This is a genomic window from Pseudomonas sp. JZ134 (assembly GCF_051027695.1).
In the GTDB taxonomy this organism is placed as follows: Bacteria; Pseudomonadota; Gammaproteobacteria; order Pseudomonadales; family Pseudomonadaceae; genus Chryseomonas; species Chryseomonas luteola.
This window is the reverse complement of record NZ_CP069250.1, coordinates 4,026,668-4,052,314: the sequence shown is the minus strand read 5'-3', so window position 1 is coordinate 4,052,314 and position 25,647 is coordinate 4,026,668. Positions and strand designations below refer to the sequence as shown.

24 protein-coding genes are annotated in these 25,647 nt (G+C 58.8%); 13 read left to right on the top strand and 11 right to left on the bottom strand.

Annotation, left to right across the window (positions count from 1 at the left end; genetic code table 11):
- Positions 1-14: 14 nt before the first annotated feature.
- Entirely contained in the window at positions 15-377 is a 363-nt protein-coding gene (locus JQR86_RS18905; protein ID WP_010796448.1) for a DUF4870 domain-containing protein, read from the top strand.
- A 57-nt stretch (positions 378-434) separates the two neighbouring features.
- Here the strand turns inward: JQR86_RS18905 and JQR86_RS18900 are convergent, their stop codons facing one another.
- The gene (locus tag JQR86_RS18900; RefSeq protein ID WP_037029885.1) at positions 435-1,214 is read right to left on the bottom strand and encodes an exodeoxyribonuclease III; all 780 of its coding nucleotides are present in this window, start codon (positions 1,212-1,214) and stop codon (positions 435-437) included.
- A gap of 82 nt (positions 1,215-1,296) precedes the next feature.
- Between JQR86_RS18900 and pyrE the strand changes: the two genes are divergently transcribed.
- On the top strand, positions 1,297-1,938 hold the full coding sequence (gene pyrE / locus JQR86_RS18895; protein ID WP_122041140.1) for an orotate phosphoribosyltransferase: 642 nt from the start codon (positions 1,297-1,299) through the stop codon (positions 1,936-1,938).
- A 24-nt stretch (positions 1,939-1,962) separates the two neighbouring features.
- Positions 1,963-2,562 carry a DUF4124 domain-containing protein gene (locus tag JQR86_RS18890; protein WP_376738965.1) on the top strand — a complete coding sequence of 200 codons (600 nt, stop codon included), beginning with the start codon at positions 1,963-1,965 and terminating at the stop codon, positions 2,560-2,562.
- 41 nt (positions 2,563-2,603) lie between these two features.
- On the opposite strand, the gene argB is transcribed toward JQR86_RS18890, so the two are convergent.
- From argB to coaBC, 4 genes are all read right to left on the bottom strand, one after another.
- A complete protein-coding gene (gene argB, locus JQR86_RS18885) occupies positions 2,604-3,506 on the bottom strand; it encodes an acetylglutamate kinase (RefSeq protein ID WP_010796452.1) in 903 nt (300 codons plus the stop codon).
- Between the two features lie 65 nt (positions 3,507-3,571).
- A complete protein-coding gene (gene algC, locus JQR86_RS18880; protein ID WP_196122108.1) occupies positions 3,572-4,966 on the bottom strand; it encodes a phosphomannomutase/phosphoglucomutase in 1,395 nt (464 codons plus the stop codon).
- A gap of 1,193 nt (positions 4,967-6,159) precedes the next feature.
- A complete protein-coding gene (dut, locus tag JQR86_RS18875) occupies positions 6,160-6,615 on the bottom strand; it encodes a dUTP diphosphatase (RefSeq protein ID WP_434154062.1) in 456 nt (151 codons plus the stop codon).
- The gene (gene coaBC, locus JQR86_RS18870; RefSeq protein ID WP_197872414.1) at positions 6,608-7,828 is read right to left on the bottom strand and encodes a bifunctional phosphopantothenoylcysteine decarboxylase/phosphopantothenate--cysteine ligase CoaBC; all 1,221 of its coding nucleotides are present in this window, start codon (positions 7,826-7,828) and stop codon (positions 6,608-6,610) included. The genes dut and coaBC overlap by 8 nt, the downstream gene beginning before the upstream one ends.
- Positions 7,829-8,004: 176 nt before the next feature.
- Between coaBC and radC the strand changes: the two genes are divergently transcribed.
- Entirely contained in the window at positions 8,005-8,679 is a 675-nt protein-coding gene (radC, locus tag JQR86_RS18865; protein WP_434154061.1) for a RadC family protein, read from the top strand.
- Positions 8,680-8,724: 45 nt separating this feature from the next.
- Here the strand turns inward: radC and JQR86_RS18860 are convergent, their stop codons facing one another.
- Entirely contained in the window at positions 8,725-10,302 is a 1,578-nt protein-coding gene (locus JQR86_RS18860; RefSeq protein ID WP_434154060.1) for an ABC transporter substrate-binding protein, read from the bottom strand.
- 350 nt (positions 10,303-10,652) lie between these two features.
- Here JQR86_RS18860 and rpmB point away from each other — a divergent pair, with 350 nt between their 5' ends.
- Both rpmB and rpmG read left to right on the top strand, forming a co-directional pair.
- Positions 10,653-10,889, top strand: coding sequence for a 50S ribosomal protein L28 (rpmB, locus tag JQR86_RS18855; RefSeq protein WP_010796458.1), 237 nt, complete (start codon positions 10,653-10,655; stop codon positions 10,887-10,889).
- Positions 10,890-10,900: 11 nt separating this feature from the next.
- Complete coding sequence (rpmG, locus tag JQR86_RS18850) at positions 10,901-11,056, top strand: 50S ribosomal protein L33 (protein WP_010796459.1); 156 nt, start codon at positions 10,901-10,903, stop codon at positions 11,054-11,056.
- Between the two features lie 108 nt (positions 11,057-11,164).
- On the opposite strand, the gene JQR86_RS18845 is transcribed toward rpmG, so the two are convergent.
- From JQR86_RS18845 to xpt, 3 genes are all read right to left on the bottom strand, one after another.
- The gene (locus JQR86_RS18845) at positions 11,165-11,563 is read right to left on the bottom strand and encodes a YkgJ family cysteine cluster protein (protein ID WP_010796460.1); all 399 of its coding nucleotides are present in this window, start codon (positions 11,561-11,563) and stop codon (positions 11,165-11,167) included.
- Between the two features lie 154 nt (positions 11,564-11,717).
- On the bottom strand, positions 11,718-12,731 hold the full coding sequence (locus JQR86_RS18840; RefSeq protein WP_074821168.1) for an SDR family oxidoreductase: 1,014 nt from the start codon (positions 12,729-12,731) through the stop codon (positions 11,718-11,720).
- A gap of 204 nt (positions 12,732-12,935) precedes the next feature.
- The gene (gene xpt, locus JQR86_RS18835) at positions 12,936-13,508 is read right to left on the bottom strand and encodes a xanthine phosphoribosyltransferase (RefSeq protein WP_312271245.1); all 573 of its coding nucleotides are present in this window, start codon (positions 13,506-13,508) and stop codon (positions 12,936-12,938) included.
- Positions 13,509-13,886: 378 nt separating this feature from the next.
- Between xpt and JQR86_RS18830 the strand changes: the two genes are divergently transcribed.
- The 3 genes from JQR86_RS18830 (at position 13,887) to JQR86_RS18820 (ending at position 17,513) form a co-directional block, all read left to right on the top strand.
- Positions 13,887-15,824, top strand: a complete 1,938-nt coding sequence (locus JQR86_RS18830; RefSeq protein WP_312271305.1) for a RecQ family ATP-dependent DNA helicase — start codon at positions 13,887-13,889, stop codon at positions 15,822-15,824.
- Positions 15,825-16,130: 306 nt separating this feature from the next.
- Positions 16,131-16,859 (top strand): alpha/beta fold hydrolase, encoded by a 729-nt coding sequence (locus JQR86_RS18825; protein WP_312271246.1) that lies wholly within the window; start codon positions 16,131-16,133, stop codon positions 16,857-16,859.
- Between the two features lie 129 nt (positions 16,860-16,988).
- On the top strand, positions 16,989-17,513 hold the full coding sequence (locus tag JQR86_RS18820; RefSeq protein WP_312271306.1) for a cupin domain-containing protein: 525 nt from the start codon (positions 16,989-16,991) through the stop codon (positions 17,511-17,513).
- Here the strand turns inward: JQR86_RS18820 and JQR86_RS18815 are convergent, their stop codons facing one another.
- The gene (locus tag JQR86_RS18815; protein WP_125888090.1) at positions 17,514-18,101 is read right to left on the bottom strand and encodes a 3-keto-disaccharide hydrolase; all 588 of its coding nucleotides are present in this window, start codon (positions 18,099-18,101) and stop codon (positions 17,514-17,516) included.
- A gap of 162 nt (positions 18,102-18,263) precedes the next feature.
- Between JQR86_RS18815 and JQR86_RS18810 the strand changes: the two genes are divergently transcribed.
- From JQR86_RS18810 to JQR86_RS18795, 4 genes are all read left to right on the top strand, one after another.
- Positions 18,264-19,262 (top strand): SDR family oxidoreductase, encoded by a 999-nt coding sequence (locus JQR86_RS18810; RefSeq protein ID WP_434154059.1) that lies wholly within the window; start codon positions 18,264-18,266, stop codon positions 19,260-19,262.
- Positions 19,263-19,415: 153 nt separating this feature from the next.
- Positions 19,416-21,215, top strand: a complete 1,800-nt coding sequence (locus JQR86_RS18805) for a thiamine pyrophosphate-requiring protein (protein ID WP_434154057.1) — start codon at positions 19,416-19,418, stop codon at positions 21,213-21,215.
- Positions 21,216-21,407: 192 nt separating this feature from the next.
- Positions 21,408-22,454 carry an asparaginase gene (locus tag JQR86_RS18800; RefSeq protein WP_434154055.1) on the top strand — a complete coding sequence of 349 codons (1,047 nt, stop codon included), beginning with the start codon at positions 21,408-21,410 and terminating at the stop codon, positions 22,452-22,454.
- A gap of 303 nt (positions 22,455-22,757) precedes the next feature.
- On the top strand, positions 22,758-23,960 hold the full coding sequence (locus tag JQR86_RS18795; protein ID WP_434154054.1) for an MFS transporter: 1,203 nt from the start codon (positions 22,758-22,760) through the stop codon (positions 23,958-23,960).
- 45 nt (positions 23,961-24,005) lie between these two features.
- Here JQR86_RS18795 and JQR86_RS18790 read toward each other — a convergent pair whose 3' ends face one another.
- Positions 24,006-25,643: a sugar porter family MFS transporter gene (locus JQR86_RS18790; protein WP_434154053.1), complete on the bottom strand. Its 1,638-nt coding sequence runs from the start codon at positions 25,641-25,643 to the stop codon at positions 24,006-24,008.
- Between the last annotated feature and the right edge of the window lie 4 nt (positions 25,644-25,647).

The window sequence follows — 25,647 nt, the reverse complement described above, 5'->3', positions numbered from 1 at the left end:
CCTGACGAGGGCGTATGAACGAACTACAGCAAGTCCCCAGTGCGGATGCACGCCGTTGGGCCATGCTCTGCCATTATTCAGCGTTTCTGTGGTTCGTGGCGCCCATGATCGGCAATGTCATCGGACCGCTCGTCGTCTGGCAGTTCAAGCGGGAGGCTGATCCCTTCATTGATGATCAGGGCAAGGAAGCACTCAACTTCCAGCTCACCATCACGGTGGCCACCCTGCTCTGCTGGCTGCTCGCCTGGGTACTGATCGGGTTTCCCCTGATGGTTCTCGTAGGCGTGTGGGCCTTTGTGCTGACCGTTATCGCGGGCCTCAAGGCCAACAAGGGCCGCCCTTATCGGTATCCCTTCTGCTGGCGACCGGTGGACTGAGCGTCAGACAATAAAAAACCGGCCCTGGGCCGGTTTTTTATTTATTACCAACAACTCTCAGATGCTGAGCGCCCAATCGTAATCGATCATCAGCGGAGCATGCTGTGAGAAGCGCGGCTGCCGAGGCAGACGTGCCGAACGCACGAAACGGCGCAGACCCGGTGTCAGGATCTGATAGTCGAAGCGCCAGCCAAGGTTCAGGTGCTCGGCCTGCTCACTGTCCGGCCACCAGCTGAACTGGTCGCCATCACGGCTGATCTCGCGCAGGGCATCCACATAGCCCATATTGCCGATCACTTCGTCCATCCAGGCCCGCTCAGGTGCCAGGAAGCCCGGCATCTGCTGGCATTCGCGCCAGTTCTTCACATCGATCTTCTGATGTGCGACGTAGAGCGAGCCGCAATAGATGTACTCGCGGCGCTTGCGGCGCTGCTTGTTCAGGTAATTGGTGAAGTCGTCCATGAACTTGAACTTGTGGTTCAGTTCATCATCACCGCCCATGCCAGAAGGCAAAAGCAGTGTGGCAATACTCACCTTGTCAAAATCAGCTTGCAGGTAGCGTCCGTAACGATCTGCAGTCTCAAAACCCAGGCCGCTGATGACCGCTTTGGGCTGGAGCTTGCTATACAGCGCAACACCGCCCTGGCTGGGTACCTCGGCGTCGCAGGCATAGAGGAAGTAGCCATCCAGTTGGTAGGCAGGATCTTCCAGATCGAAGGCGGAGGCGCGGGTGTCCTGCAAGCAGATCACGTCGGCATTCTGGCCTTGAAGCCAATTGAGCAACCCTCGCTCAACGGCAGCCTGAATACCATTCACGTTCATACTAATGATCCGCATAAATGGCCCCCAAAAAATCGTGGATGTATGATACCCGAGCTCAAACGCTTTAGCTAAATTCATGCCGCCCGGGATTTTCGTAATGCAGGCGTATCAACGCAATTTCATTCGTTTTGCTATCGAGCGCGGAGTTCTGCGCTTCGGTGAATTCACATTGAAGTCCGGACGTGTTAGTCCGTATTTCTTCAATGCCGGTTTGTTCAACAGCGGAAACGCCTTGGCTCAGCTAGGACGTTTCTACGCCGCTGCGGTCACAGACTCAGGCCTTAATTTCGACGTATTGTTCGGTCCGGCCTATAAAGGGATTCCGCTGGCTGCCGCTACAGCCGTTGCGCTGGCCGAAGAACATGGTCGTGACCTGCCTTGGTGCTTCAACCGAAAAGAGGCCAAGGATCACGGTGAAGGCGGCATGTTGGTGGGGGCTCCGCTGGCGGGTCGCGTCCTGATTATCGACGATGTCATCACGGCCGGTACTGCAATCCGCGAGGTCATGCAGATCATCCAGGCACAAGGTGCCACGCCTGCTGGCGTATTGATTGCATTGAATCGCCAGGAGCGTGGTAAAGGCGAGCTGTCGGCCATTCAAGAGGTCGAGCGGGACTTTGGAATGCCAGTCGTCAGTATCGTGGCCCTGGATCAGGTACTGGAGTATCTGGCCGGTGACACTGAGCTGAAGCAGCATCTGCCGGCTGTTGAAGCCTACCGCGCGAATTACGGTATCTGAACTGACGCATGAGGCGAGATGGCGGTGGCGAGAAGAAAAAAGGCGGTGCTTGGGAGCGCCCTGATTTTACTGACAAGTAGTGTTCTGGCTGCTGAGTCCACCCCCATCCAGCTGTATCGCTATGTGGATCGCAACGGTGTGACCGTGATCGATCGGCAGGGCGTGCCGGCCGAATATGCAGGCAAGGGATACGATATTCTTAACGAGCAGGGGCGCGTCATGAAGGTCGTGCCCCCTGCCCCGCCTGCTGAAGAAATTCTCCGACGGGCGGCAGCCAAGCAGCAGGCCCAGGCGGACGCAAATCTGCTCAGGCTGTACAGCAGTGTGGCGGATGTCGACCGTGCCAAGGTGCGTAAACTGAACGAGCTGGACGGCTTGGCGGCCGTCAAGCGCGGGAATCTTCAGGCGCTCAACCAGCAGCGCGACACGCTCATGAGCCAGGCGGCCAGTTATCAGCGTGGTGGTCAGGCTGTGCCGGACGATCTGCTTCAGCGGATCGAGGCGCTCAAGGGGGAAGAGCATCGCCTGCAGAGCGAGCTGGACCGGTATATCAAGGATCGCCAGACGGCAGAGGCCAACTTCAATGCGGATCGCGCCCGGATCGTACAGCTTCTGGGTGAGTAAGCGATTCCACTGAAAACGGGGCCTGAGCCCCGTTTTTATGCTTACAGCTGCTGATTGGTAATCAATGTGCCCACACCGATATCGGTGAAGATCTCCAGCAGTACAGCATTAGGGACGCGGCCATCAATAATGTGGGCGCTTTGTACTCCGCCCTGTACCGCTTCCAAGGCACAGCGAATCTTGGGCAGCATGCCCCCGTAAATGGTGCCGTCGGCAATCAGGCCGTTTACCTGCTCAGTGGTCAATCCGGTCAGAACCTGCCCTTCTTTGTCCATCAAACCGGCGATATTTGTGAGAAGCATCAACTTTTCAGCCTTGAGGGCTTCGGCTACCTTCCCTGCCACCAGGTCCGCGTTGATGTTGTAGGACTCCCCGTTTGCGCCCACGCCGATGGGTGCAATGACGGGAATGAAATCACCCGATACCAGCATATTCAGAAGTTCGGTGTTTACACCGCTGACCTCTCCGACCTGACCGATATCGATGATTTCCGGCTTGGTCATCTCCGGTGTCTGACGGCTGACAGTGAGCTTGGTCGCTCGAATCAGGTTGGCGTCCTTGCCGGTCAGGCCAATGGCACGACCGCCATGACGGTTGATCAGGTTGACGATGTCCTTGTTCACCTGACCGCCCAGTACCATTTCCACGACGTCCATGGTCTGACTGTCGGTGACGCGCATGCCGTCGATGAAATTACTTTCGATGCTCAGGCGCTTGAGCAGATCACCGATCTGGGGGCCGCCACCATGAACCACGACCGGGTTGATCCCCACGGCCTTCATCAACACGATGTCACGGGCGAAGCCGGCCTTGAGCTCATCGCTTTCCATGGCGTTGCCGCCGTACTTGATTACCAGCGTCTTGCCGACGAAACGGCGAATATAGGGCAGCGCTTCGGAAAGCACTTGGGCGACATGCGAGGCATCATCGCGGCTCAGGGTCATGGCGTACTCCTCAGGTCGATAAAAATAAAGGGCGCCTGGGCGCCCTTTATTCTGCGGTTCGAATGTTAGAACGGCAGGTTCAGGTCAGGCTGAACGGCAAGCAGCTGCTTGCGGAAGACATCCTTGATACGGTCCAGCTCTTCTTGGGTTTCAGCCTCGAAGCGCAGCACCAGTACCGGCGTGGTGTTGGACGCACGGACCAGACCCCAGCCTTCTTGATAGTCGACACGCACGCCGTCCAATGTGGTGATCTGTGCATCACCCCATTTGGCATCGCGCTGCAGGGCATCGATGATGCCGAACTTGCCTTCTTCGGTCACCTGGATATTGATCTCGGGTGTGGAAATATCCACCGGGAAGGTATCAAATACTTGCTGGGCGGTGCCCTTCTCCTGGCTCAGGATCTCGAGCAGACGCACGGCGCTGTAGATGCCATCGTCAAAGCCATACCAGCGCTCTTTGAAGAACACATGACCGCTCATCTCGCCCGCCAGCAGAGCACCGGTTTCCTTCATCTTCTTCTTGATGAGGGAGTGACCGGTCTTCCACATGATCGGACGACCGCCGTAGCCGGCGATGAGGTTGTTCAGGCGGCGGGTGCACTTGACGTCAAAGATGATATCGGCGCCCGGGTTGCGGGATACCACATCCTTGGCGAACAGCATTAGCAGCTGGTCTGGATAAATGATGTTGCCTTCGTTGGTCACGACGCCTACGCGGTCGCCGTCGCCGTCAAAGGCCAGGCCGAGGTCGGCGCCGGTTTCCTTGACCTTGGCGATCAGGTCTTCCAGGTTCTCGGGCTTGCCCGGATCCGGATGGTGGTTCGGGAAGTTGCCGTCAACGTCGCAGAACAGCGGAATAACCGTGCAGCCCAGGGCTTCGATCAGCTGGGGTGCAACCACACCGGCCACACCGTTGCCGCAGTCGACCACGACTTTCAGCTTCTTGGCCAGGACGATGTCGTTCTTGATCTGGTCGAAATAGCGATCCAGTACGTTGATCTTTTCAACGGTACCCTGACCGGTTGCAACGTCGCCGGTCTCGATGCGCTCGCGTAGGCGCTGAATGCTTTCGTTGGCCAGGGTCTCGCCGGCGATCACGATCTTGAAACCGTTGTAATCTGGCGGATTGTGGCTACCTGTGAGCATCACACCGGACTTGCCAGCCAGAACGTTGGCTGCGTAGTACAGAACGGGTGTTGGCACCATGCCGATGTCGCTGACGGTTGCGCCGGTATCAGCGATCCCCTTGATCAGCTGCTCGACCAGTTCCGGGCCGGACAAGCGGCCATCACGGCCTACGGCCACGTTGGGCTCGTTACGGGCCAGACTTTCGGAGCCGATGGCGCGACCGATCCAGTACGCGGTTTCCGGCGTCAGGGAGTCGCCCACTACGCCACGGATGTCGTAGGCGCGGAAAATGCTGGTATTGAGTTTCGGGGCTTGAACGGTGTTGCTCATTAGGGGTTTCTCCAATCCCAGGAGATCCTGGTCTTCGTCGAGGATATCGATATCAAGTATGTCGTCACTGCTTGGAAACATCGGGTCTGTATACGACGCGCTGCCTTGCTTGGCCAATGCCGTTACGGTTGCCTCTACAGGCGCCGTGACCGAAGCGGCTGCTTCGGTGGATTTCGGCGGTGGCCCGACCAGTGCCTGTGTCAGGGGTTCGAGTTGTGAGAACCGCAAAACAGGCCGTTGGGCCACAAGACCGCTAACAAGTTCCTGATGAAAACGGGAGAGACTGCACACATCGTCAACGAGACGCCGTTGCAGGTGCCTGCGCAGCAGCAAAAGCCCGGCCCCGGCCCCAGCCAGCGACAGGATGAGCGCCGCTGGCAACGTCCATAACGGCCAGCCAGCACTGAACGAGGTGGCCGGTATTACTTCCAGCGTCCAGAGAGGGTTATTGGTCTTGAAGGTATGCGTATCGGCAGTGACCGGTATGCCGCCCTCTGCCAACCGTTGAGGCGCAGCCTGGTTGAAGCGCTGGGTCAGCTGCCAGTGGCCCGCCTCGATGGGCATGCCTTTCAGGCCGCTTAGCAGGACGCGCAGGTCCTGTACCAGCAGGACGGTGCCAACGACCCGGCTGTCGCTTGCAGTAACGGGGGCTGCGGTATAAACCAGCCATTTCTGGCCGACCCGGTAGGCTTCTGATCCGGCAGGCTGCCCTGAGCTGACACGACGTGCCAGATCCAGAGCGGCGAAGTTCAAGGGCCCCGGCCTTGTCTCGTTGGGCTGGCTGGTGTTCTGACGAACCAGATGGGCATCGATCAGGCCGCCGTGCTGAAGAATCTGCTCAGCTGATGAGCGCAAGTCCTCGTTGGACTGGGTCAGTGCCTGGACCACCATGGGCTCGGCAGCAGTCATGCGGGCGCGATTTTCCAGCTGGCTCAGCGCCTGGCTCACAGCGGCGGCCTGCCCTTGTCCCCAGGCCTGGGTCAATTGTGTCTGGGAGTCCCGCTGCAGCGGCTCGATGGCGAGACCCCAAAGCAGGCCCAGTCCCAGGAGGGAGCCCGCCAGGGCAGGTAGAAGACCGGGTAGCAGAGAGACGTTCTTGTTCTTTTCTTGAGCGGGGCCTTTGGGCGTGGCCTTGCGCTTGGTGTTTTTCAATGCAGCACCTCGTTTCTGTCCCTGGGAGGCAGGCTCGACGGTCAGCGGGTACCGGAGTGTCCGAAACCACCTGCGCCTCGCTCGGTTTGCTCGAACTCGTCCACCAGTTTGAAATGCGCCTGAACGACCGGTACCAGCATGAGCTGGGCGATGCGTTCACCCACAGTAATGGTGAAAGTGGTTTGACCACGGTTCCAGCATGAGACCATCAGTTCGCCCTGATAGTCCGAGTCGATCAGACCAACCAGATTGCCCAGCACGATGCCGTGCTTATGGCCCAGGCCCGAGCGCGGCAGAACAAGCGCCGCCAGACCCGGATCGGCAATGTAGATGGACAGGCCGGTTGGAATCAGAACCGTCTGGCCCGGCTCCAGGGTTATGTCTTCCTTGAGCATGGCACGTAAGTCGAGCCCGGCAGAGCCGGACGTTGCGTAGGCTGGCAACGGAAAATCAGTACCGAGGCGGGGATCGAGAATCTTGGCTTGAAGGCTATGCATGAGTCTGTGTTTGTCTGAGTCGGTTGGCGATAAAGTCGATCAGCTGGCGGGCGATCTTGCCCTTGCTGGTCTGGGCGAAGCGGGTTTCGTGCAGGTCGCGGTCAATGACGCTGACGGCATTGTCTTCGCTGTTGAAGCCAATGGCCGGGTTGGCTACGTCGTTGGCGACGATGAGGTCGAGATTCTTGTCCACCAGCTTGCGCGAGGCGTAATCGAGCAGGTGCTCCGTCTCGGCGGCAAAACCTACGCTGAACGGCCGATCCGGGCGGCGCGCCAGGGTGGCCAGGATATCTGGGTTGCGCACCATCTGAAGCAGCATGCCCTCGCCGCTGGCGGGATCTTTCTTGAGCTTGTGTGGCGCGACGACTTCTGGGCGGAAGTCAGCCACGGCGGCTGCGGCGATCAACACATCACATGGCATGGCCGCCTCACAGGCGGCCAGCATGTCGCGGGCACTGATGACATCCACGCGGCTGACGCGATCGGGCGTCGGCAGGTGGACGGGGCCCGTCACCAGGGTGACGCGAGCCCCTGCTTCCACGGCTGCCTCGGCCAGGGCAAAGCCCATTTTCCCAGAGCTGTGATTGGTGATGTAGCGCACCGGGTCGATGTTTTCCTGCGTGGGGCCTGCAGTGATCAGCATGTGCTGACCCGTCAGGCTCTGCCGGGCGAAACAGTCAGCGGCAAGTTGCGCCAGATCATCCGGTTCGAGCATGCGACCCATGCCCACATCTCCGCAGGCCTGGCTGCCCGAGGCGGGGCCGAAGAGCTTGAAGCCACGGCTCTTCAGCAGTTCGGTGTTGGCCAGGGTCGCCGGGTCACGCCACATGGCCTGGTTCATGGCCGGGGCCAGCGCCACAGGCGCATCGGTTGCCAGCACGACTGTGGTCAACAGGTCATTGGCGATGCCCTGGCTCAGGCGGGCCATCAGATCGGCTGTAGCCGGCGCGATCAGGACAAGGTCCGCCCAGCGGGCCAGCTCGATATGTCCCATTGCCGCTTCGGCTGCCGGATCGAGCAGGTCAAGGTGCACCGGGTGGCCCGATAGGGCCTGAAGGGTCAGGGGAGTGATGAATTCACGGCCGCCCTGAGTCATGACGACCCGGACTTCCGCGCCACAGGTGCGCAAGCGACGCACCAGCTCGGCACTCTTGTATGCGGCGATTCCGCCGCCGACGCCAAGCACGATGCGTTTACGATAAAGCCGTTGCATGAGCCTGCCTTATGTTGAGCCTGACTGGCCCGGAGGCCGGTTACAGGAGCTTTTTATGACGGATATCGCGTCTGCACGAACGGCGGTCGATAAGCCGTTCGCCAGGCAAAAAGTGCGGCTAAGATAGCACAGCGCCCGCCATGGAGTAGCGGGCCGATATCGACAAGGAGCGTTCGATGAGTATTCGTGACTGGCCTGCCAACGAGCGGCCCCGTGAGAAGTTGCTGGAACAGGGCGCAGTTGCCCTGACCGATGCCGAGCTGCTGGCTATTTTTCTGCGTACCGGTGTGACCGGAAAGAGCGCGGTAGACCTGGCGCGCCACCTGTTGCAGGAATTCGGCAGCCTGCGGGCGCTTCTGGAGGCTGATCTGCCCTCGTTCAGCGCGCATCTGGGACTGGGACCGGCCAAGTTCACCCAGCTGCAGGCCGTCCTGGAAATGGGCCGCCGCCACTTGGCAGAGCGTCTGCGGCGTGATTCCGCGCTAGAAAGTCCGCAAGCCGTCAAGGACTACCTGAAGGCCCGCCTGCGTCATGAGCCCCATGAGATCTTCGGCTGCCTGTTCCTGGACGCCAAACACCGTGTTCTGGCGTTCGAAGCGCTGTTTCACGGCACCATCGATGGCGCTAGCGTCTACCCACGACAAGTCGTTAAGCGCGCCCTGGCCCATAACGCGGCAGCCCTGATCCTCACCCATAACCACCCTTCCGGCATCGCAGAGCCCAGCCAGTCGGATCGCATCCTCACCCAGCGGCTCAAGGAAGCGCTTTCGCTGATCGATGTGCGGGTGCTCGATCACTTCATCGTGGGCGAAGGCGTGCCGTTGTCCATGGCTGAATATGGTTGGCTGTAAGAGCAGTCGGGCGACAGGCCATTGCGCAAGCCTGCCGCCCTCGCCTCATCGATTGACGCTGACCTTGGAGAAGTCCTGGCGACCGAAGGGGTTGGCCTGATAACCCTCTACACCCTGGCGGGTCAGAACCGAGACGGTGGGATGAGCCAGCGGTAGCCACAAGGCCTGATCGTGAATGATCTGCTGAGCCGTATGATAACGCTTGGTGCGTTCCGCCTGATTGGACACCGCCTTGCCCTCGCGTATGGCCGTGTCGAGCGTCTGATCGCAATAACGGGCGAAGTTAAGGCCGGATTTGACCGAAGCACAGGAGAACTGCGGTGTCAGGTAGTTATCCGGATCGCCGTTATCGCCTGCCCAACCCATGAACAGGAGGTCGTGCTCGCCATTCTTGGCGCGGCGGATCAGCTCACCCCACTCAATCACGCGGATGTCTGCTTTGACGCCGATCTTGGCCAGATCCGCCTGCAGCATCTGCGCGCCCAGGCTGGGATTGGGGTTCAACAGACTGCCGCTGGGGCGTGTCCAGATGGTGGTACTGAAACCCTCTTTCTGCCCTGCGTCGGCCAGCAGCGCCTTGGCTTTTTCCGGATCGTAGGCATACGGCGTGATGTCCTTGGCATAGCCCCAGGTAGTGGGTGGGTAGATACCGTCAGCCGGAGTGGCGCTGTTTTCAAATACAGCCTTCACATAGTTTTTCTTGTCGAACGCCAGGTTGATGGCCTGCCGGACCTTGGGATTATCAAGGGGAGCATGCTGGGTATTGATCCCTACGAACGCGGTCATAAATGCTGGCGTCTGGACAACCTTCAGGGTCGAATCCTTCTGAGCATCGGTGACATCCTGTGGTTTGGGGGAAAGTGCAACCTGGCACTCGCCACGCTTGAGACGCTGCATGCGCACAGCGGCATCGGGAGTGATGGCATAGATCAGGTTATCGACCTTGGGCTTGCCGCCAAAATAATTGGCATTGGCCTCATAACGGATGGCTGCATCTTTCTGAAAGCGGTGAAACACAAACGGGCCGGTGCCGATGGGCTCGCTGTTGAGCTGTTCGGGCTTGCCTGCCTTGAGCAGCTGATCGGCGTACTCGGCGGAATAGATCGAGGCGAACCCCATGCTCAGCGTGGGCAGGAATGTGGCATCCGGACGGTTCAGGACGATACGCACCTGATGGTCGCCAACCTTTTCCACTGACTTGATCAGGTCAGGCCACTGCATGGATTGCGCGTGGGGATAGCCACCCTTGGCGACCCCATGCCAGGGATGCTTGGAGACGAGCATACGCTCGAAGCTGAACACCACATCGTCCGCATTGAGGTCCCGACTGGGCTTGAAGTAGTCGGTCTGGTGAAATTTCACATCCGGGCGCAGCGTGAAATCATAGGTTAGACCGTCCTGGGAGACCTGCCACCGCTCGGCAAGGCTCGGGACCAGCTCTCCACGCGTCGGATCGAACTCCACCAGTCGGTTCATCAACACATCTGCTGAAGCATTCGTCGTGGTCAGCGAGTTATACTGCACCACATCAAAGCCGTCGGGGCTTGCTTCGGTACAGACGCTCAATGTGGCGGCCTGGGCCAGCAGCGGCGCGAACAGCAGTGGCAAAGCGGCAAAGCGCATGGGGTGCTCCTTTTGAATAGGTAGGTGGCCGTCCATGGAGCTCATGGTGCCAAGGGTCTACGCTAGACCACTGCACCGTTCATCTCAATTCAATTTCACGACGAATGGTCAAATTGTTTTGGGAAGTCCTTCTGCAACGCAGTATCCATGCGGGTCTCACCTGGTCGGCCCAATAGGTTATGTCCTTGATGTATCAAGGCTCTTCTGGTATAAAACAGCGCTCTTTTTTCGGGGCATGGCTCTGTGAGTGTTGCAGAAAAGCCGACACCGCCCCGACTAAACGGAATTTTCAAACGATTCAAGCGGCCAACCCATGCCGGGTTTGGCATGTGGTTTATGAGGGCTGAGGCATGTCTAGAGTCTGTCAAGTGACCGGTAAGGGTCCGGTTACTGGGAACAATGTTTCCCACGCTAACAACAAAACCCGTCGTCGTTTCCTGCCGAATCTGCACTACCATCGTTTCTGGGTTGAGTCCGAGAAGCGTTTCGTGCGTCTGCGCGTTTCTGCCAAGGGCATGCGTATCATCGACAAGCGCGGTATTGATACCGTACTGTCCGAGCTGCGCACTCGCGGCGAAAAATTCTAAGGAGCTTCATCATGCGTGAATTGATCCGTTTGGTGTCCAGTGCCGGTACCGGTCACTTCTACACCACCGACAAGAACAAGCGCACCAAGCCCGAAAAGATCGAAATCAAAAAGTTCGATCCGGTTGTGCGTAAGCACGTGATGTACAAGGAAGCCAAGATCAAGTAATTGATCCTGTCTTTCGTGACCGCTTCGGCGGAATCACGGCACACAAAAAACCCAGCCTAACCGCTGGGTTTTTTGCTTTCTGATATCGAAAAATGGTGTGCTGAAGCCTTAGCCCTTGGGCTTGTAGGCGCAATAGCCCGGACGCGGCCCAATCTGCGGGTGGTTGCGGCACGTATCGGGGCGCTTGTCGTAGATGGTGCACAGGCGGCTCTTGCGATCCAGATAGAGGCAGTCGTTATTAGCCAGGCGGGTCAGGGTAAAGATGCCGCTTTTCTGGTTGAAGCGTTCGACAATGCCTTCCTTCATGAGGCGCTTGGCGACGTTCTTGGGCGGCTCGCCCGCTTCGAACTCATCCACTACACCAATCCGGATCAGGTCCTTGATGCGGACCTCTACGGGAAGCGTGCAGCAGGTAGCCATGCAATCACGGCACAGCCCTTTGTAGTATTTGGCCCAGGTATCAAGACGGTCGAGTTCGGCCGCGGCGACCAGTTGCGGTTTTTTCATGGATCAATCAGCAGGAGAAGCGGGGCGCGGATCATACCGGGCCTGACGAGCGTTTGCTCGCCGATTGATCGATCACATACGGCGATCCGTCGCTTTTATCGCGCGGTGCAAGCCCTGCCTGCGCGGTGTTAAGCGGCAGGCAGGGTAGGCAGCGTCAGTGTCGGCGTCCTTTTACCAGCGCACCAATGACGAGACCGCCCAGGACAGCCAGGGCTGTGCTGGCAATCGGATGCTGGGAGGCCTGGGTGTACAGGCTGTGCTGCATCTTGGGACCGGGATTGCGGCCGCTGGCCTGACCGTAATTGCCTGGGGTGTAATCGGCCGAATACATCTCGCCCTCACGGTTATTGTCGGGGCGTCCGCTGGGAATGACATTAGCCAAGAGCTTCTCGCTGATGAGGTCATACAGCTGCGGGAAGTTTTGAGCGATCTTGGTCATGGTCTTGGCGGGGCTACCGACAAACACATCGCGTTGCGGGTGGACGGCTGCCTTCAGGATGGCTCTGGCGACGGTTTCCGGGGTATAGATGGGTGGGGGAAGCACAGGCGCACTGGACAGGTAGTTCTTGGCGTGGTCGTTGAACAGCGTGTCGATGGAGGCTGGACGGACCAGCGTCACCGATACAGGTGCCTTCTCCTTGCGCAGTTCGACCCGCAATACATCCGTCATCGCCTTGATAGCGTGTTTGCTGGCGCTGTACATGGAGTGGTAGGGAAGCGGTGCGGCGGACTCGAGGCTACCGATGTTAATGATCGAACCGCCACGCTCACGCAGGTGGGCTGCCGCGATTTTTGAGCCATATACGGTACCCCAGAAATTGGTCTCGAACAGTTGGCGGCAGTCCTCGTCGCTGACCTCCTCAACCGTGCCCCAGACGGAGGTCGCCGCGTTGTTGATCCACGTATCGAAGCCACCAAAGCGCTCCAGTGCCTTGTCGGCCACCTTCTGCAGCTCGTCACGCTGGCCAACATCGGCAACAACCGTCACTACCGTATCGCCGCCTCCAAGGCTGCGCTCGATCTCCTGCAGCGCTTCTTCATTGCGTGCCGTCAGAACCAGACGGGCACCCTGCTGCGCAGCCATTCGGGCCGTCGCAAGACCGATACCACTGGAGGCACCGGTAATAACGATCACTTGCTCGTTGAGCGGTTTAAGCCTGACGTTCATGTGTCCTCCTTTCTGTGAGGAAAAGAAACCGAGCACAACCGCTGGCTGTGTCGGGCATTCACATCAGTAGAAGGTCAGGCATTCAGCGAGGTTCCTTGTTTCCGGGAACCGACTGTCGATCAATCGTGAAGGATCGCAACCGTTTATGGCAAAAGACGGCTGTTTTCGTGCTAACGGCTTCGCGCGTCGCTATCGAGGCCAGGATTACTCGACGAACGTGACCTGTCCGCCTTCCAGCGATTTCACCCGAGCCAAGGACTCGACACGGTACCCTTGTTTCTCAAGCTCCTGACGGCCGACCTGGAAGGACTTCTCGATCACGATGCCCAGTCCGGCGATGCTGGCGCCAGCCTGCTGGATAATGGAGATCAGTGCCTGGGCCGCCTTACCGTTGGCCAGGAAGTCATCAATGATCAGGACGTGGTCGTTGCTGGACAGATGCGTCATGGAGATCGCGATGGTGCTCTCGACACGCTTGGTGAACGAGTAGACCGTGGAGGTCAGCAGGTTGTCGGTAAGCGTCAGGGACTGATGCTTGCGAGCGAAAATCACCGGCACACCCATCTTCAGACCAGTCATGATGGCGGGCGCGATGCCGGAGGCCTCGATCGTAACGATCTTGGTCACGCCTGCACCGGCGAACCGGCGGGCAAACTCGTCGCCAATTTCACCCATCAGGCTCGGATCGATCTGATGGTTTAGAAAAGCATCGACTTTCAGTACTTGGTCGGAAAGAACTTGGCCTTCAGCCTGGATCTTGCTTTTAAGGGTGTCCACACAGGTGTCCTTCAAAGGCGATCAGAGACGGTAAAAAAATACTGTCAACGCCCTGGTAAGAGGCGCTGCTGATCGAAATCGTTTAAGGGGAAAAGACAATTTTGCCGGATATTAAGACGTATCGACATACCACTAATAAAAAACAGCAGTAATTTTGTTTCATCTCATCGTTTTTTGGCGTTACTACGCCTGGAGATAACCTCTGAATTGACTCTGTGCATGGATTGTTTACAGCACACCGCCCATGTTGAGCGCCAGCGTGATACAACCGCTTTATCGAAAAGGCGCGTACCGCTTCGATGGCCTAAAGACTTCTTGCATGACAGCACCGGCTTGCTCACTCTTTAGCGATTACACCCATTTCCTGGAAGCGCTGTGATCGAGCAAACTCTGGCCGATGTGTTCGGCTATACCTCTTTTCGTCCTGGTCAGGGTCAGGTAGTTCGTACCGTCATGGCTGGCCGTTCGGCTGCTGCTATCTTTCCAACCGGCTCGGGTAAGTCGCTGTGCTATCAATTGCCCGCCTTGCTTCTGCCACACCTCACCCTGGTCATTTCGCCTCTGCTGGCCCTGATGCAGGACCAACTTGCGTTTCTGAAGGCCCGCGGGATCGCTGCTGCCAGTATCGATTCGGCGCAGCGCCGTGAAGATATCCAAGCCACTATGGCCAGGGCCCGCTCCGGTGAACTGAAGATTCTGATGATCTCGGTAGAGCGGCTTAAGAATGAGCGCTTTCGCCAGTTTATCGCCCAGGTACCTATCTCTCTGTTGGTAATCGACGAAGCCCACTGCCTATCCGAGTGGGGCCATAATTTTCGTCCTGACTACCTTAAGCTCCCTGATTATCAACGTGATTTCAGGATCCCTCAGGTCTTGCTGCTAACTGCGACGGCAACGCCTCGGGTTATTGCAGACATGCAGGCCCGCTTTGGAATCGCTCATGACGATGTGGTGACGACCGGCTTCTATCGCTCCAATCTGGACCTGCAGGTCGAACCTGTCAGCGGGGAGGACAAACGACGTTATTTGCTGGATTGGATTGCGCCGCGGGCCAGTCAGCCCGGCATTGTTTATGTCACGCAGCAGAAAACAGCCGAGCAGCTGGCGGATGAGTTGGTACGTGCCGGGATTCGTGCCGGGGCTTACCACGCTGGCCTGCCTCATGACCGGCGCGACAGCATTCAGCAGCAGTTCATGGCCGGCACACTGACCTGCATTGTGGCCACCATTGCCTTTGGCATGGGAATCGACAAGCGCGATATCCGTTACGTAGTGCATTACGACCTGCCCAAATCAATCGAGAGCTATAGCCAGGAAATCGGTCGCGCCGGACGTGACGGTGAGCGCTCCGAGTGCCTTGTACTGGCTAACCGCGATGCCTTGAATGTGCTGGAAAATTTTGTTTATGGTGACACACCGGAGCTGAGTGGTATCCGCAGCGTTCTTGAGGACCTGCAGGCGGCGCCGAAAGGCGAATGGGTGTTGCAGCTCAACAGCCTGTCCGATCAAAGTGACATTCGCCTGTTGCCGCTCAAGACCTTGCTCGTACAACTGGAGCTTCAGGGCCTGATTGCGCCGCAATATAGTTATTTCGCTGATTATCGTTTCAAATACCTTCGTGAACCTGAAGTCTTGATTGAACGATTTGAAGGTGAGCGTCGGCAATTTGTTGAGGCTATTGTCGAAACCTCTGTTCGGGCGCGTACCTGGTGCACGGTCAATTTTGATCAGTTGCACCGTGAGTATCGCGCTGAACGTAGCCGGGTAATCACTGCGCTGGAGTGGCTTCACGAGCAAGGCTGGATTGAATTGGAAAGTAAGCAGATGACCGAGGTGTATCGTCGCTTACAGGCTGCAATCGACGTCGAGACACTAGGCACTACGTTGCATCGGTACTTCCAGGAAAAAGAGCAGGCCGAGGTTGCGCGAACCCACGCCATGCTTGATCTATTCGCCAGTGACCGTTGTCTGAGCCACCGTCTGGCTGAGTGGTTTGGTGATACGCAGGCGCCTGAGCAATGCGGGCATTGTTCCGTCTGCCGCGGCACGGTGGCAGTCCTTCCAGCCCCGGCCGCCTTACCGCCTTTGGATAGGCAGAACCCTGAAACGCTATGTGGCGCCTTTCGGGAGCACTATATGGTCTCCCGCGGAGGCGTACCCAGTGTTGAGTCCATGACACGGTTCCTATGTGGCCTCAACACACCCGCCTTCACTCGACTCAAAGCCAGAAGCTTGCCTGGTTTTGCTGCGCTGGAGGCTTATCCCTATGCGGAAGTAAGAGCCTGGCTGGCCCAGGCCGGCTTCAACGTCAAATGATGACGTGCCCGTGATGAGATCACTGCGTCTGCCCATAACAGACGCAACTGTGCCACGGCTGCCCTGTCATGAGGCTTGAGGGCTCGTTGCCAGGCTAGTCACGCCCCTCCAGCGGGGTGAGAGTCGATAGGGTGTGCCTGAATCAACGGCTTACGCGGTCCGGCAGCCTATGGGCATCACTCTGTGGTGCAGGGCAGCTTGATGCAGGTGTGATCCATCCTGTTTTGCGCCGCCATAAGGGGTCAGTACTTGCATCGCTGACGAAGGCCGTATAGAACGCAGCTTTTGCTGCTGAATAACCCTCTGATGATCACTTCTGCTGCATCCTCCAGACCTGAGGCCCACGTCCCGCTGGTGTTTCTTCCCGGACTTCTGTGCGATGCCGCCTTGTGGCGTTTGCAAGCCGAAGCGCTGGCCGACGTGGCCGATACGCACATTGCCGACCTGACCCGTGACGGAAGCATTCAAGGCATGGCGAGACGGGTACTGGCCGAGGCACCGGCCCGGTTTGCGCTGGCGGGGTTGTCCATGGGGGGATACGTGGCGTTCGAGATCATGCGACAGGCGCCGGAGCGGGTCATGCGGCTGGCGCTTGTCGACACCATGGCCAGCCTCGATGCCCCTGAGCGTACCCGCCAGCGGGTCGGCATGAAGGCCCTGGCCGAGCGTGGACGCTTCTTGGGAATCAGCCCTCAGTTGTTGCCAAATCTGATCCATCCAAGCCGGATCGGTACGCCGGTTGCCGATGAGGTGATCGCCATGGGCAAGCGGGTAGGGCGCGATGCGTTTCTACGCCAGCAGCAGGCCATTATCGATCGTCCGGATTCGATTCCGACCCTGGCATCCATTACTGTGCCGACGCTGATTGCCGTAGGTGAAAACGACAAGCTCACGCCTGTGGCTGAGGCGCAGAAGATGCATGCCGGCATCCCGGGCTCATGCCTGGAGATACTGCCCGAATGTGGTCATCTGCCGCCGTTGGAATGGCCGGAGCGAACTACCGAGCTGCTGAGGAGCTGGCTGCACGGCCTGTGAAACTTCCCACCCGAATAGCCCTTCGAATCTGTTATACCTATCGGGGGAATAGCTATGGGTTCCACACGCTCTACCTACAATGCGGTGCTGTTTGCCTTGAGTCTTGCGCCCGCGGTGTCGGCGCTAAGTATGCCCGCCCAGGCGGGCGAGCCGGATCGGTTGTTCTTCAAGGATGATGGACGTATTCCCAACAGCCCATTCCCGGTGCTGGTCTATCGTGCCGTACCGCTTGAGGGTAAGGACAACGCCGCGGCCTTCGAAAAGCTGTTCGCTGCGAACGGCTGGCCACCGCAATGGCGGGCAGGCATCTTCGACTATCACCATTACCACTCGACTGCTCACGAGGTGCTAGGTGTGGCATCCGGACACGCGCGGATCATTCTGGGAGGCGAGTCCGGCCAGGAGCTGACGGTGGAGGCAGGGGATGTGCTGGTGTTGCCCGCCGGAACCGGGCACTGCCGCATCGAGGAAAGCGATGACTTCGTGGTCGTTGGGGCCTATCCGCGCGGGCAGGAGGACTATGATATCCAGCGTGCCAATGCCGCCACTCATGATGCCTCGGTTACTCGTATTGCTCACGTGCCCATGCCAGAGGCCGATCCGGTCACAGGCAAGGACGGCGTACTGCTTGAGGCATGGCGTCTACAGCAGTGATCAGAGCAAGGCTTCGACTTGCAGGCAACGAAAACACACTTCATCGCCATGGTGCTGAAGGATGATATGCCCCTCTGTGAGACCAAAATCAGGATTGTGTTTGAACTTACTCTGGCTGATGGCCTCACGCAGGGCAGTATCGTATAGGTCGTAGCGTAATACACATCGTCCAGCGAGCCAGTGTTCAACGTGGTTTTCGCGAACGATGAGTTGGCCGCTCATGAATTCGCCGGGCTGAATCGGAGTGGGCTCGGTAGGTGCCAATAGCTGATAAAGCGCGCCATGGGTGGTAAGCGGATTCTGCCCGTCCGGGTGGCTGGCATTGTCCAGGAGCTGCATCTCTGGGCCGCCCTGCCAGGATTCGGGCCAGGATTCGGCAACCCGGTACAGCACCCCGGCATTTCCACCCGCCGCCAGGCTGAATTCAAACGTCAGGGAAAAGTTTCGATACGATTGCCGTGAGATCAGATCGACTCGCGCGGCAGCAGGATCGGCACGCAGGATTCCGTTGTCGTCTTTCCAGCTGCCAAGCGGGAAGTCTTCACCTTGATAAGCCCGCCACTGATGGGCATCGAGTACCTCGATCATGGTGTTGCGCCTCCTGTAAAGCGATACGCCTGACCATAAGACTGGCATCCCGTCTGCCCGGTTCAGAGCCGTAAACCCGATGGGCGTCATCGCAGCGGAGTGAACTGGCTTCCTGACAGGGCAGTCCGTTGAAGACACCTCCAACAATGTCGGGGCATCAACATGGCGCATGAATCACCTGTAGTCGTCATCACGGGCGGCACGGCCGGTATCGGTCGCGCAACCGCCCACTATTTTGCTCAAGCGGGTTACAAGGTCGCAGTCATCGCCCGAGGCGAGCAGGGGCTGACCGAGACGGTCGCCGAGCTGGAGGCCTTGGGTACCCAGGCGTTGGGCTGCAAGGCTGATGTGGCTGATGCCGCCCAGGTCGAGCAGGCCGCGGAGCGTGTGGAAACAGAACTCGGACCGATCAACGTCTGGGTCAATGCCGCCATGACTACGGTTCTTGGGGCTTTTGGCTCGATGACGCCGGAGGAATACCGCCGCGTGACAGATGTTACCTACCTGGGCTGCACGTACGGCACCATGGCTGCCCTCAAGCGCATGAAGGTGCGGGACCGTGGCACTATCGTGCAGGTCGGCTCAGCGGTGGCGTACCGGTCGATCCCTTTGCAATCGGCCTATTGTGGTGCCAAGGCAGCCATTCGTGGATTTACTGATTCCCTGCGCAGTGAGCTGATCCATGACAAGAGTCGTGTCCGGCTTACCATGGTTCACCTGCCAGCCCTCAACACGCCGCAATTCGACTGGGCCCGCAACAAGTTGGGCAAGCGCGGCCAGCCCCTGCCTCCCATCTATCAGCCGGAAGTCGCAGCACGGGCCATCTTTGATGCCGCCATGCGTGCGCCCCGCGAGATCTGGCTGGGCAAGACCACGATCCAGGCCATCCTGGGCAATATGGTGGCGCCAGGCCTTTTGGATACGGTCATGGCCAAGCAGGCCTATAGCGGTCAGATGACCAACGAGCCGGAAAACCCCGAGCGGGCGGATTATCTGTTCGAGCCGGTCGAAGGGTTGCACCGCACCCACGGGCGCTTCAACCAAAAGGCCAGCAACAAGGCCGTTTCGGTGGATTCGGATATCGTCAGCATGGTGGCCCTTGTGGCTGCGGGTGCCGGACTAATGGCGTTGGCCAAGCTGCGTCGCCTGAAGCCCTTCTAAATGCCTGTGCGGGAGGCATAAGGCTCCTGCAGACGCAGAGGCTCACGGACGAGTCGGCCATCTATTTTCAGATATTGAGGACCTTCTCGCCGAGTGAGCCTGTCTAGGTCAGTAAGCACCCATTCCGCTTACAGCCGATCTAGGGAGGTTCTCATGGCGATGACCGTCGGTGATTTCATAGTCGAACGCTTGTACCAGTGGGGCGTACGCCGCATCTATGGCTACCCGGGTGACGGGATCAATGGTGTCTTTGGCGCACTGAACCGTTCGAACGAGAAGATCAAGTTCATCCAGGCCCGCCATGAGGAAATGGCCGCCTTCATGGCGGCAGCCGATGCGAAATTCACTGGCGAACTGGGCGTCTGCATCTCTACCTCAGGCCCTGGTGCCTCGCATTTGCTGACCGGCCTTTACGATGCCCGCATGGACCACGTACCGGTGCTGGCCATCTGCGGACAGCAGGCCCGTACTGCCCTGGGCGGCCATTACCAGCAGGAGCTGGATCTGGTCTCCATGTTCAAGGACGTAGCGGGTGCGTTCGTACAACAGGCTTCGGCGCCGTCCCAGGTTCGTCATCTGGTGGATCGTGCGATTCGTACGGCGGTAGGTGAGCGGCGTGTCACGGCCATCATCCTGCCCAATGACATTCAGGAGCTTGAGTACTCCGATCCGCCCCACAAGCACGGCACCATCCACTCCGGTGTGGGCTACAGCAAGCCCAAGGTCGTACCCTACGAGGCGGATCTGCAACGCGCCGCCGACGTCCTCAATGCGGGCGAGAAGGTTGCCATCCTGGTGGGCGCCGGCGCGCTGGGCGCAACGGACGAGGTGATTGCGGTAGCCGAAAAACTGGGTGCCGGCGTAGCCAAGGCACTGTTGGGCAAAGCCGCGCTTCCCGATGCGCTGCCTTGGGTGACCGGCTCCATCGGCCTGCTTGGCACCGAGGCGAGCTACAAACTGATGAGCGAATGCGACACGCTTCTAATGATCGGTTCCGGTTTTCCTTATTCCGAATTCCTGCCTGAAGAAGGCAAGGCCCGCGGCGTGCAAATCGATCTGAAGGCCGACATGCTCAGCCTGCGCTATCCCATGGAAGTGAACCTTGAAGGTGACTCGGCCGAGACTCTGCGTGCGCTATTACCGCTGTTGCACGAGAAAACGGATCGCTCCTGGCGTACCTCTATCGAAAAGTGGCGCAAGAGTTCGGACGAGACGCTCAAGGCCCGTGCACTCACGGATGCCAAACCGATCAATCCACAGCGGGTGGCTTACGAGCTGTCGCCGCGCCTACCGGATCGCGCCATCGTGACGAGTGACTCGGGCTCCTGCGCCAACTGGTTTGCCCGCGATGTCCAGATGCGCCGTGGCATGATGTGCTCATTGTCCGGTGGCCTTGCCTCCATGGGCGCGGCAGTGCCATACGCCATCGCCGCCAAGTTTGCCCACCCGGACCGCCCGGTGGTGGCCCTGGTGGGTGACGGTGCGATGCAGATGAACAACATGGCCGAGCTGATCACGGTCGCCAAATACTGGCGCGAGTGGGGCAACGGCAAGTGGATCTGCGCCGTTTTCAACAATGAAGACCTGAACCAGGTGACCTGGGAGCAACGGGTCATGAATGGCGATCCTAAGTTCGAAGCCTCGCAAAACATTCCGGATGTGCCCTATCACCAGTTCGCCGAGTCCATCGGTCTCAAGGGTATCTATGTCGACAACGCCGACCGGGTAGCTTCCGCCTGGGAAGAGGCACTCGCCTCCGAGCGTCCAGTCGTTATCACCTTCAAGACCGACCCGGATGTACCACCGCTGCCGCCACATTTCACTATCGAGCAGGCCAAGAGCTTTGCCTCCTCGCTTCTGCATGGTGACCCGAACGAAGGCGGCATCATCAAGGAAACGGCCAAGCAGGTACTTAATTCAGTGCTGCCCGGACGCAAGAACAAGGACAAGTAGGACCGCCGTTTCGGCGCTGCCAATAGACCGGGGCGTGTAGCGAATGCAGCGCCCCGATCTATCCATGTACTCACCCTTGGCAAGATGGGTAGAGCAGGGCGATACCCATCGCTTGATCAGCAGGGCACAGTCCTTGCGTAAGGAAATACGTGGTCACAGCCACGTTTTCCCGGTTCACAGTAAGGACATTGCATGCCTGTTCGTTTTGCCCCTGCGTTTCTGAGCGTCGCCCTTGCGCTCTCTACAGCCTCCCTGTTTGCCGCAGACGCCAAGCCCGGCGTCGTCATCTACGCCACTGGCGGCACCATTGCCGGCAGCTCGGCCTCCAGCACCGATACCACTGACTACGACGCCGGTAAGCTGGGTATCGAAACCCTGATCAAGGCTGTGCCGGAGCTGAATCAAGTGGCTACGGTAACAGGCGAGCAACTCGCTAACATGCCCAGCCAGGACATGGACCAGAAGACACTGCTGAAGCTGTCAAAAACGATCAGCCAAAAACTGGAAGACCCGGCAGTACATGGCGTGGTCGTAACCCATGGTACCGATACGCTGGAAGAAACGGCTTTCTTCCTCGACCTGACCGTCAAAAGCGAAAAGCCCGTGGTAGTGGTGGGAGCGATGCGCCCTGCCACGGCTGTAGGGGCCGACGGGCCCATGAACCTGCTCGAAGCGGTCAGTCTGGCAGCCAATGACAAGGCCAACGGACGTGGCACCCTGGTCGTTCTGAACGACCGCATCGGCTCGGCCTTCTATACCACCAAGACCAACTCCACCACGCCCGACACCTTCCGAGCGGTCGAGCAGGGCTACTTGGGCAGTTTTGTCGGCATTACGCCCCGGTTCTACTATTCTCCTGCCACACCGACCGGCAAGAGGCATTTCGATGTCTCCAAGCAGGAAAGCCTGCCCAAGGTCGTAATTCTCTACAGCTACCAAGACCAAGACAGTGCACTAATCGATGCAGCGATCAAGGATGGTGCAAAAGGCATTGTGATCGCCGGTACGGGTAACGGCTCCATCCCCACGCGCACCAAAGAGACAGTCAAACGGCTCATGGAGCAGGGCATTCCCGTGATCCGCTCCACCCGTACCGGCTCTGGGTTCGTCAGCAGGAAGGAAGAGGGCATTGGCAGCGGCTTTTTCAATCCTCAGAAGTCACGCATTCTCCTGTCGCTGGCCCTCGCAACCGGGGCGGACATGGCCACTATCGAGCGGTATTTCAGCGCGGCGGAATAGGGCGCGGTTGGGGCTGATGTGGCTAGTCAGGTTGGCATATGTGGGAGGGGTATCGCTTCGCCTATCCTCTGTATGTGCCACTTACCGGCCTCGTCACAAACCGCTTCGTAGGACGGGTTGAGCAGAGCCATACCCATCATTTCATTCTCATAAGACACCCGTCGAGCTAGGCATTCCGCCAGGCTAAACCCTCTCCGGGCTGTCCTTCATACCGAACGCTTCGCCATCGCGTTCGGTCTACCGCTTTCCCGACCACCTCCGGTCGGGCTGTTCAAATAATGATCAATACGCCTAGGAGCAAGCATGCCTGCGAGTGCTTCACATCCCCGTCGCGCCTTTATTTGGGTGGCCTGTGCCTTTCTGATCACGATGATGGGTACCACACTGCCCACACCGCTGTATGTGTTTTATCAACAGGAGATGGGCTTTGGCGAGACGTGGGTGACGTTGATCTTTTCCATTTATGCGGCAGGCGTGATTGCGGCGCTGCTGGTGGCGGGGAGCTGGTCCGATCAGCTGGGACGGCGACCGATGCTGTTGGCCGGTATCGCGTTGTCGGCCATCAGTACGGTGATATTTCTTTTCAGCCACAGCATTAGCGGATTAATGCTGGCACGGTTGTTCTCCGGCTTTTCCGCCGGGATTTATACCGGTACGGCCACTGTGGCCGTCTTGGAGCTGGCGCCTGAGCCGTGGCGCAATGTCTCGACCCTGGTGGCTACGGCTTCCAACATGCTCGGGCTGGGGTTGGGCCCTCTGGTGGCAGGCCTCCTATCGACGTATCTGCCCTATCCGACGCATCTGGTGTTCAGCCTGTACCTGATCTTATTGGTTGTTGCAGCAGTGGGTGTGCTGTTGGCACACGAGACGGTCCAGCGCCCGGCTAAGCCGAGGTTGCGAATACAGAAGCCTCATCTGCCGCGGGAGGTGCGAGCCCTGTTTATCCCAGCCGCCCTCTCGGGGATGGCGGGTTTTAGCGTGGCGGGGCTGTTTACAGCGGTTGTGCCGGCCATTATGGGCCAAGTCATGGGGCATACCCATGGCGTTACCATTGGCGCGGTTATCTGCCTGCTGTTTGTCTCATCCATCATCGGGCAGGCATTGCTGAAAAAGCTGCCTGCACACTTACACATGACGATTGGCTGCATTGCCCTATCACTGGGCACGGCCACTATTGGTGTCAGCATTGCCACTGCACAGGTCGGGTTTCTGCTCTTGGGAACGGTAATCGCAGGAGCGGGCCAGGGCATCGTGTTTAGAGCCGGTATGAACGCCGTGACAGGTGCCAGCCCACGTGAGCACAAGGCAGCTGTAACCTCAACGCTTTTTGTCACGTATTACGTGGCGATGTCGGTGCCGGTGATTGGCGTAGGGGTATCGGCGGAGGCATTCGGGCTACGGCAGACAGGGGAATTCTTTGCCGCCGTGGTGACGCTGGTGCCGCTTCTGGCGATGGTAATCATGTGGATCGTGCAGTCCCGCCAGCGCGAGACTGGCAGGGCGTAGGGGGAAACGGCCCAACCTCATGCGGTTGGGCCATGCCATGCAGCGTCAGTGGTCGTGGCGCTGCTGGTAAGGGTAGAAGCGATGCTCGCGCAGCTCGTGCTCGATCTTCTCCAGGCTCTTGCCACGGGTTTCAGGCACGAAGCGCCAGATGAAGACCAGAGCCAGCAACGAGATTCCGGCATAAACCCAGAACGTATGGGCAGCGCCCAGCCACGTTACTAGGCTCAGCGTAGTCAGCGTGACGACCAGATCGAAGAACCAGTGGCTGAAGGCCCCAACGCTGGCACCTTTGCCGCGCACGAACAGCGGGTAGACTTCTGAGTTGATCAGCCAGATGCACACACCGAAGCCGCCGCAGTTGAACATCAGGTAGGCCGCCAGACAACCCACGACCAGCCAGCGCTGCACGTCAGTGGTGGGGCCTGCACCCTGGAACAGGTAGCCCATGATGGCCAGCGCAATGATCGAGCCGGGGATCAGGATCAGCAGGTAGCGACGGCGGCCGATGCGGTCCACCAGGAGGCTGCCGATCACGGTCATGATCACCACCAGGATGGTGCTGCAGCCAGTGGCCAGAACCGCCGTCTGATCGGAAAAGCCCGCCTGAGTCAGAATAGTCGGTGCGTAGTAGACGAGTGCGTTATTGCCGGTGATCTGCGAAAACATAGAGATACAAGCGCCCACCAACAGCGCCGGGCGAACCCAGGGCTGGAGCAGGTCCCGCCAGGTACCTTCCGGTGCATCGCTCACAGTCTTGATCTCGGTCAGCTCCCGGCGGGCAGCCGCCTCATCACCACGGACGCGCTCCAGGACCGCCAGTGCGTCCTGCTCGCGTCCACGGGACAGGAGCCAGCGTGGACTTTCAGGCAGTACCGACATGCCGGCCAGCAAAATCACGGCCGGAACCACGCCCAGCGCAAACATCCAGCGCCAGTGCTCGTCCAGCGCAAAGCCGGTGAAATAGGCGACGGTAATGCCGCTGACCACCATGAACTGGAACAGTACCACCAGCTTTCCGCGATGTTGTGGCGGGGCTACTTCGGCAATGTAGACCGGAATGATCTGCGTCGAGCTGCCGGCACTCAGGCCAAGCAGAAAGCGCGACAGGATCAGCAGCGTCACGTTGGGCGAGACGGCCGATAGAATCGACCCGAGCGCGAATACTATGCCCACCAGGATGATGGTTCGGCGTCGGCCGAGTCGATCGGAGATCGGGCCGGTGCCCAGGCAGCCAAACAGCGCACCAAAGATGATGGCGCCCGTGACGAGCTGCTTGAGGGTGTCATTCAGCGCAAACTCACGGCCAAGGCCGAGCAGGGCGACGCCAATAATCCCAGTGTCGTAACCGAAGAGAAGGCCACCCAGGGCGGCAATGATGGCGATGAGAAGGACGAGGCCTTTACGCGCCGGAGCGGCAGGGGCCGAGAGGGTGAGCGTGGGAGATTCCATGTAATGCTGCCTGCTTTTATTGTATCCAGACGCGCCTGCCAGAGCAGGCGAACCGCTAAAAGACTGCTCTGACGCCACAGGGTTCAGAAACAAATTGTCATCAAACGGGATTCGATCACCTTTTTGCGCAATCGTTTCAGCAAAAACAGCTAGCGAAGCGGTATTGGCGATATCGATGGAATGAATCAGTACGCTTGATTGGATAAATACGCAGCTATCCTTTACGTTCTGCACCACG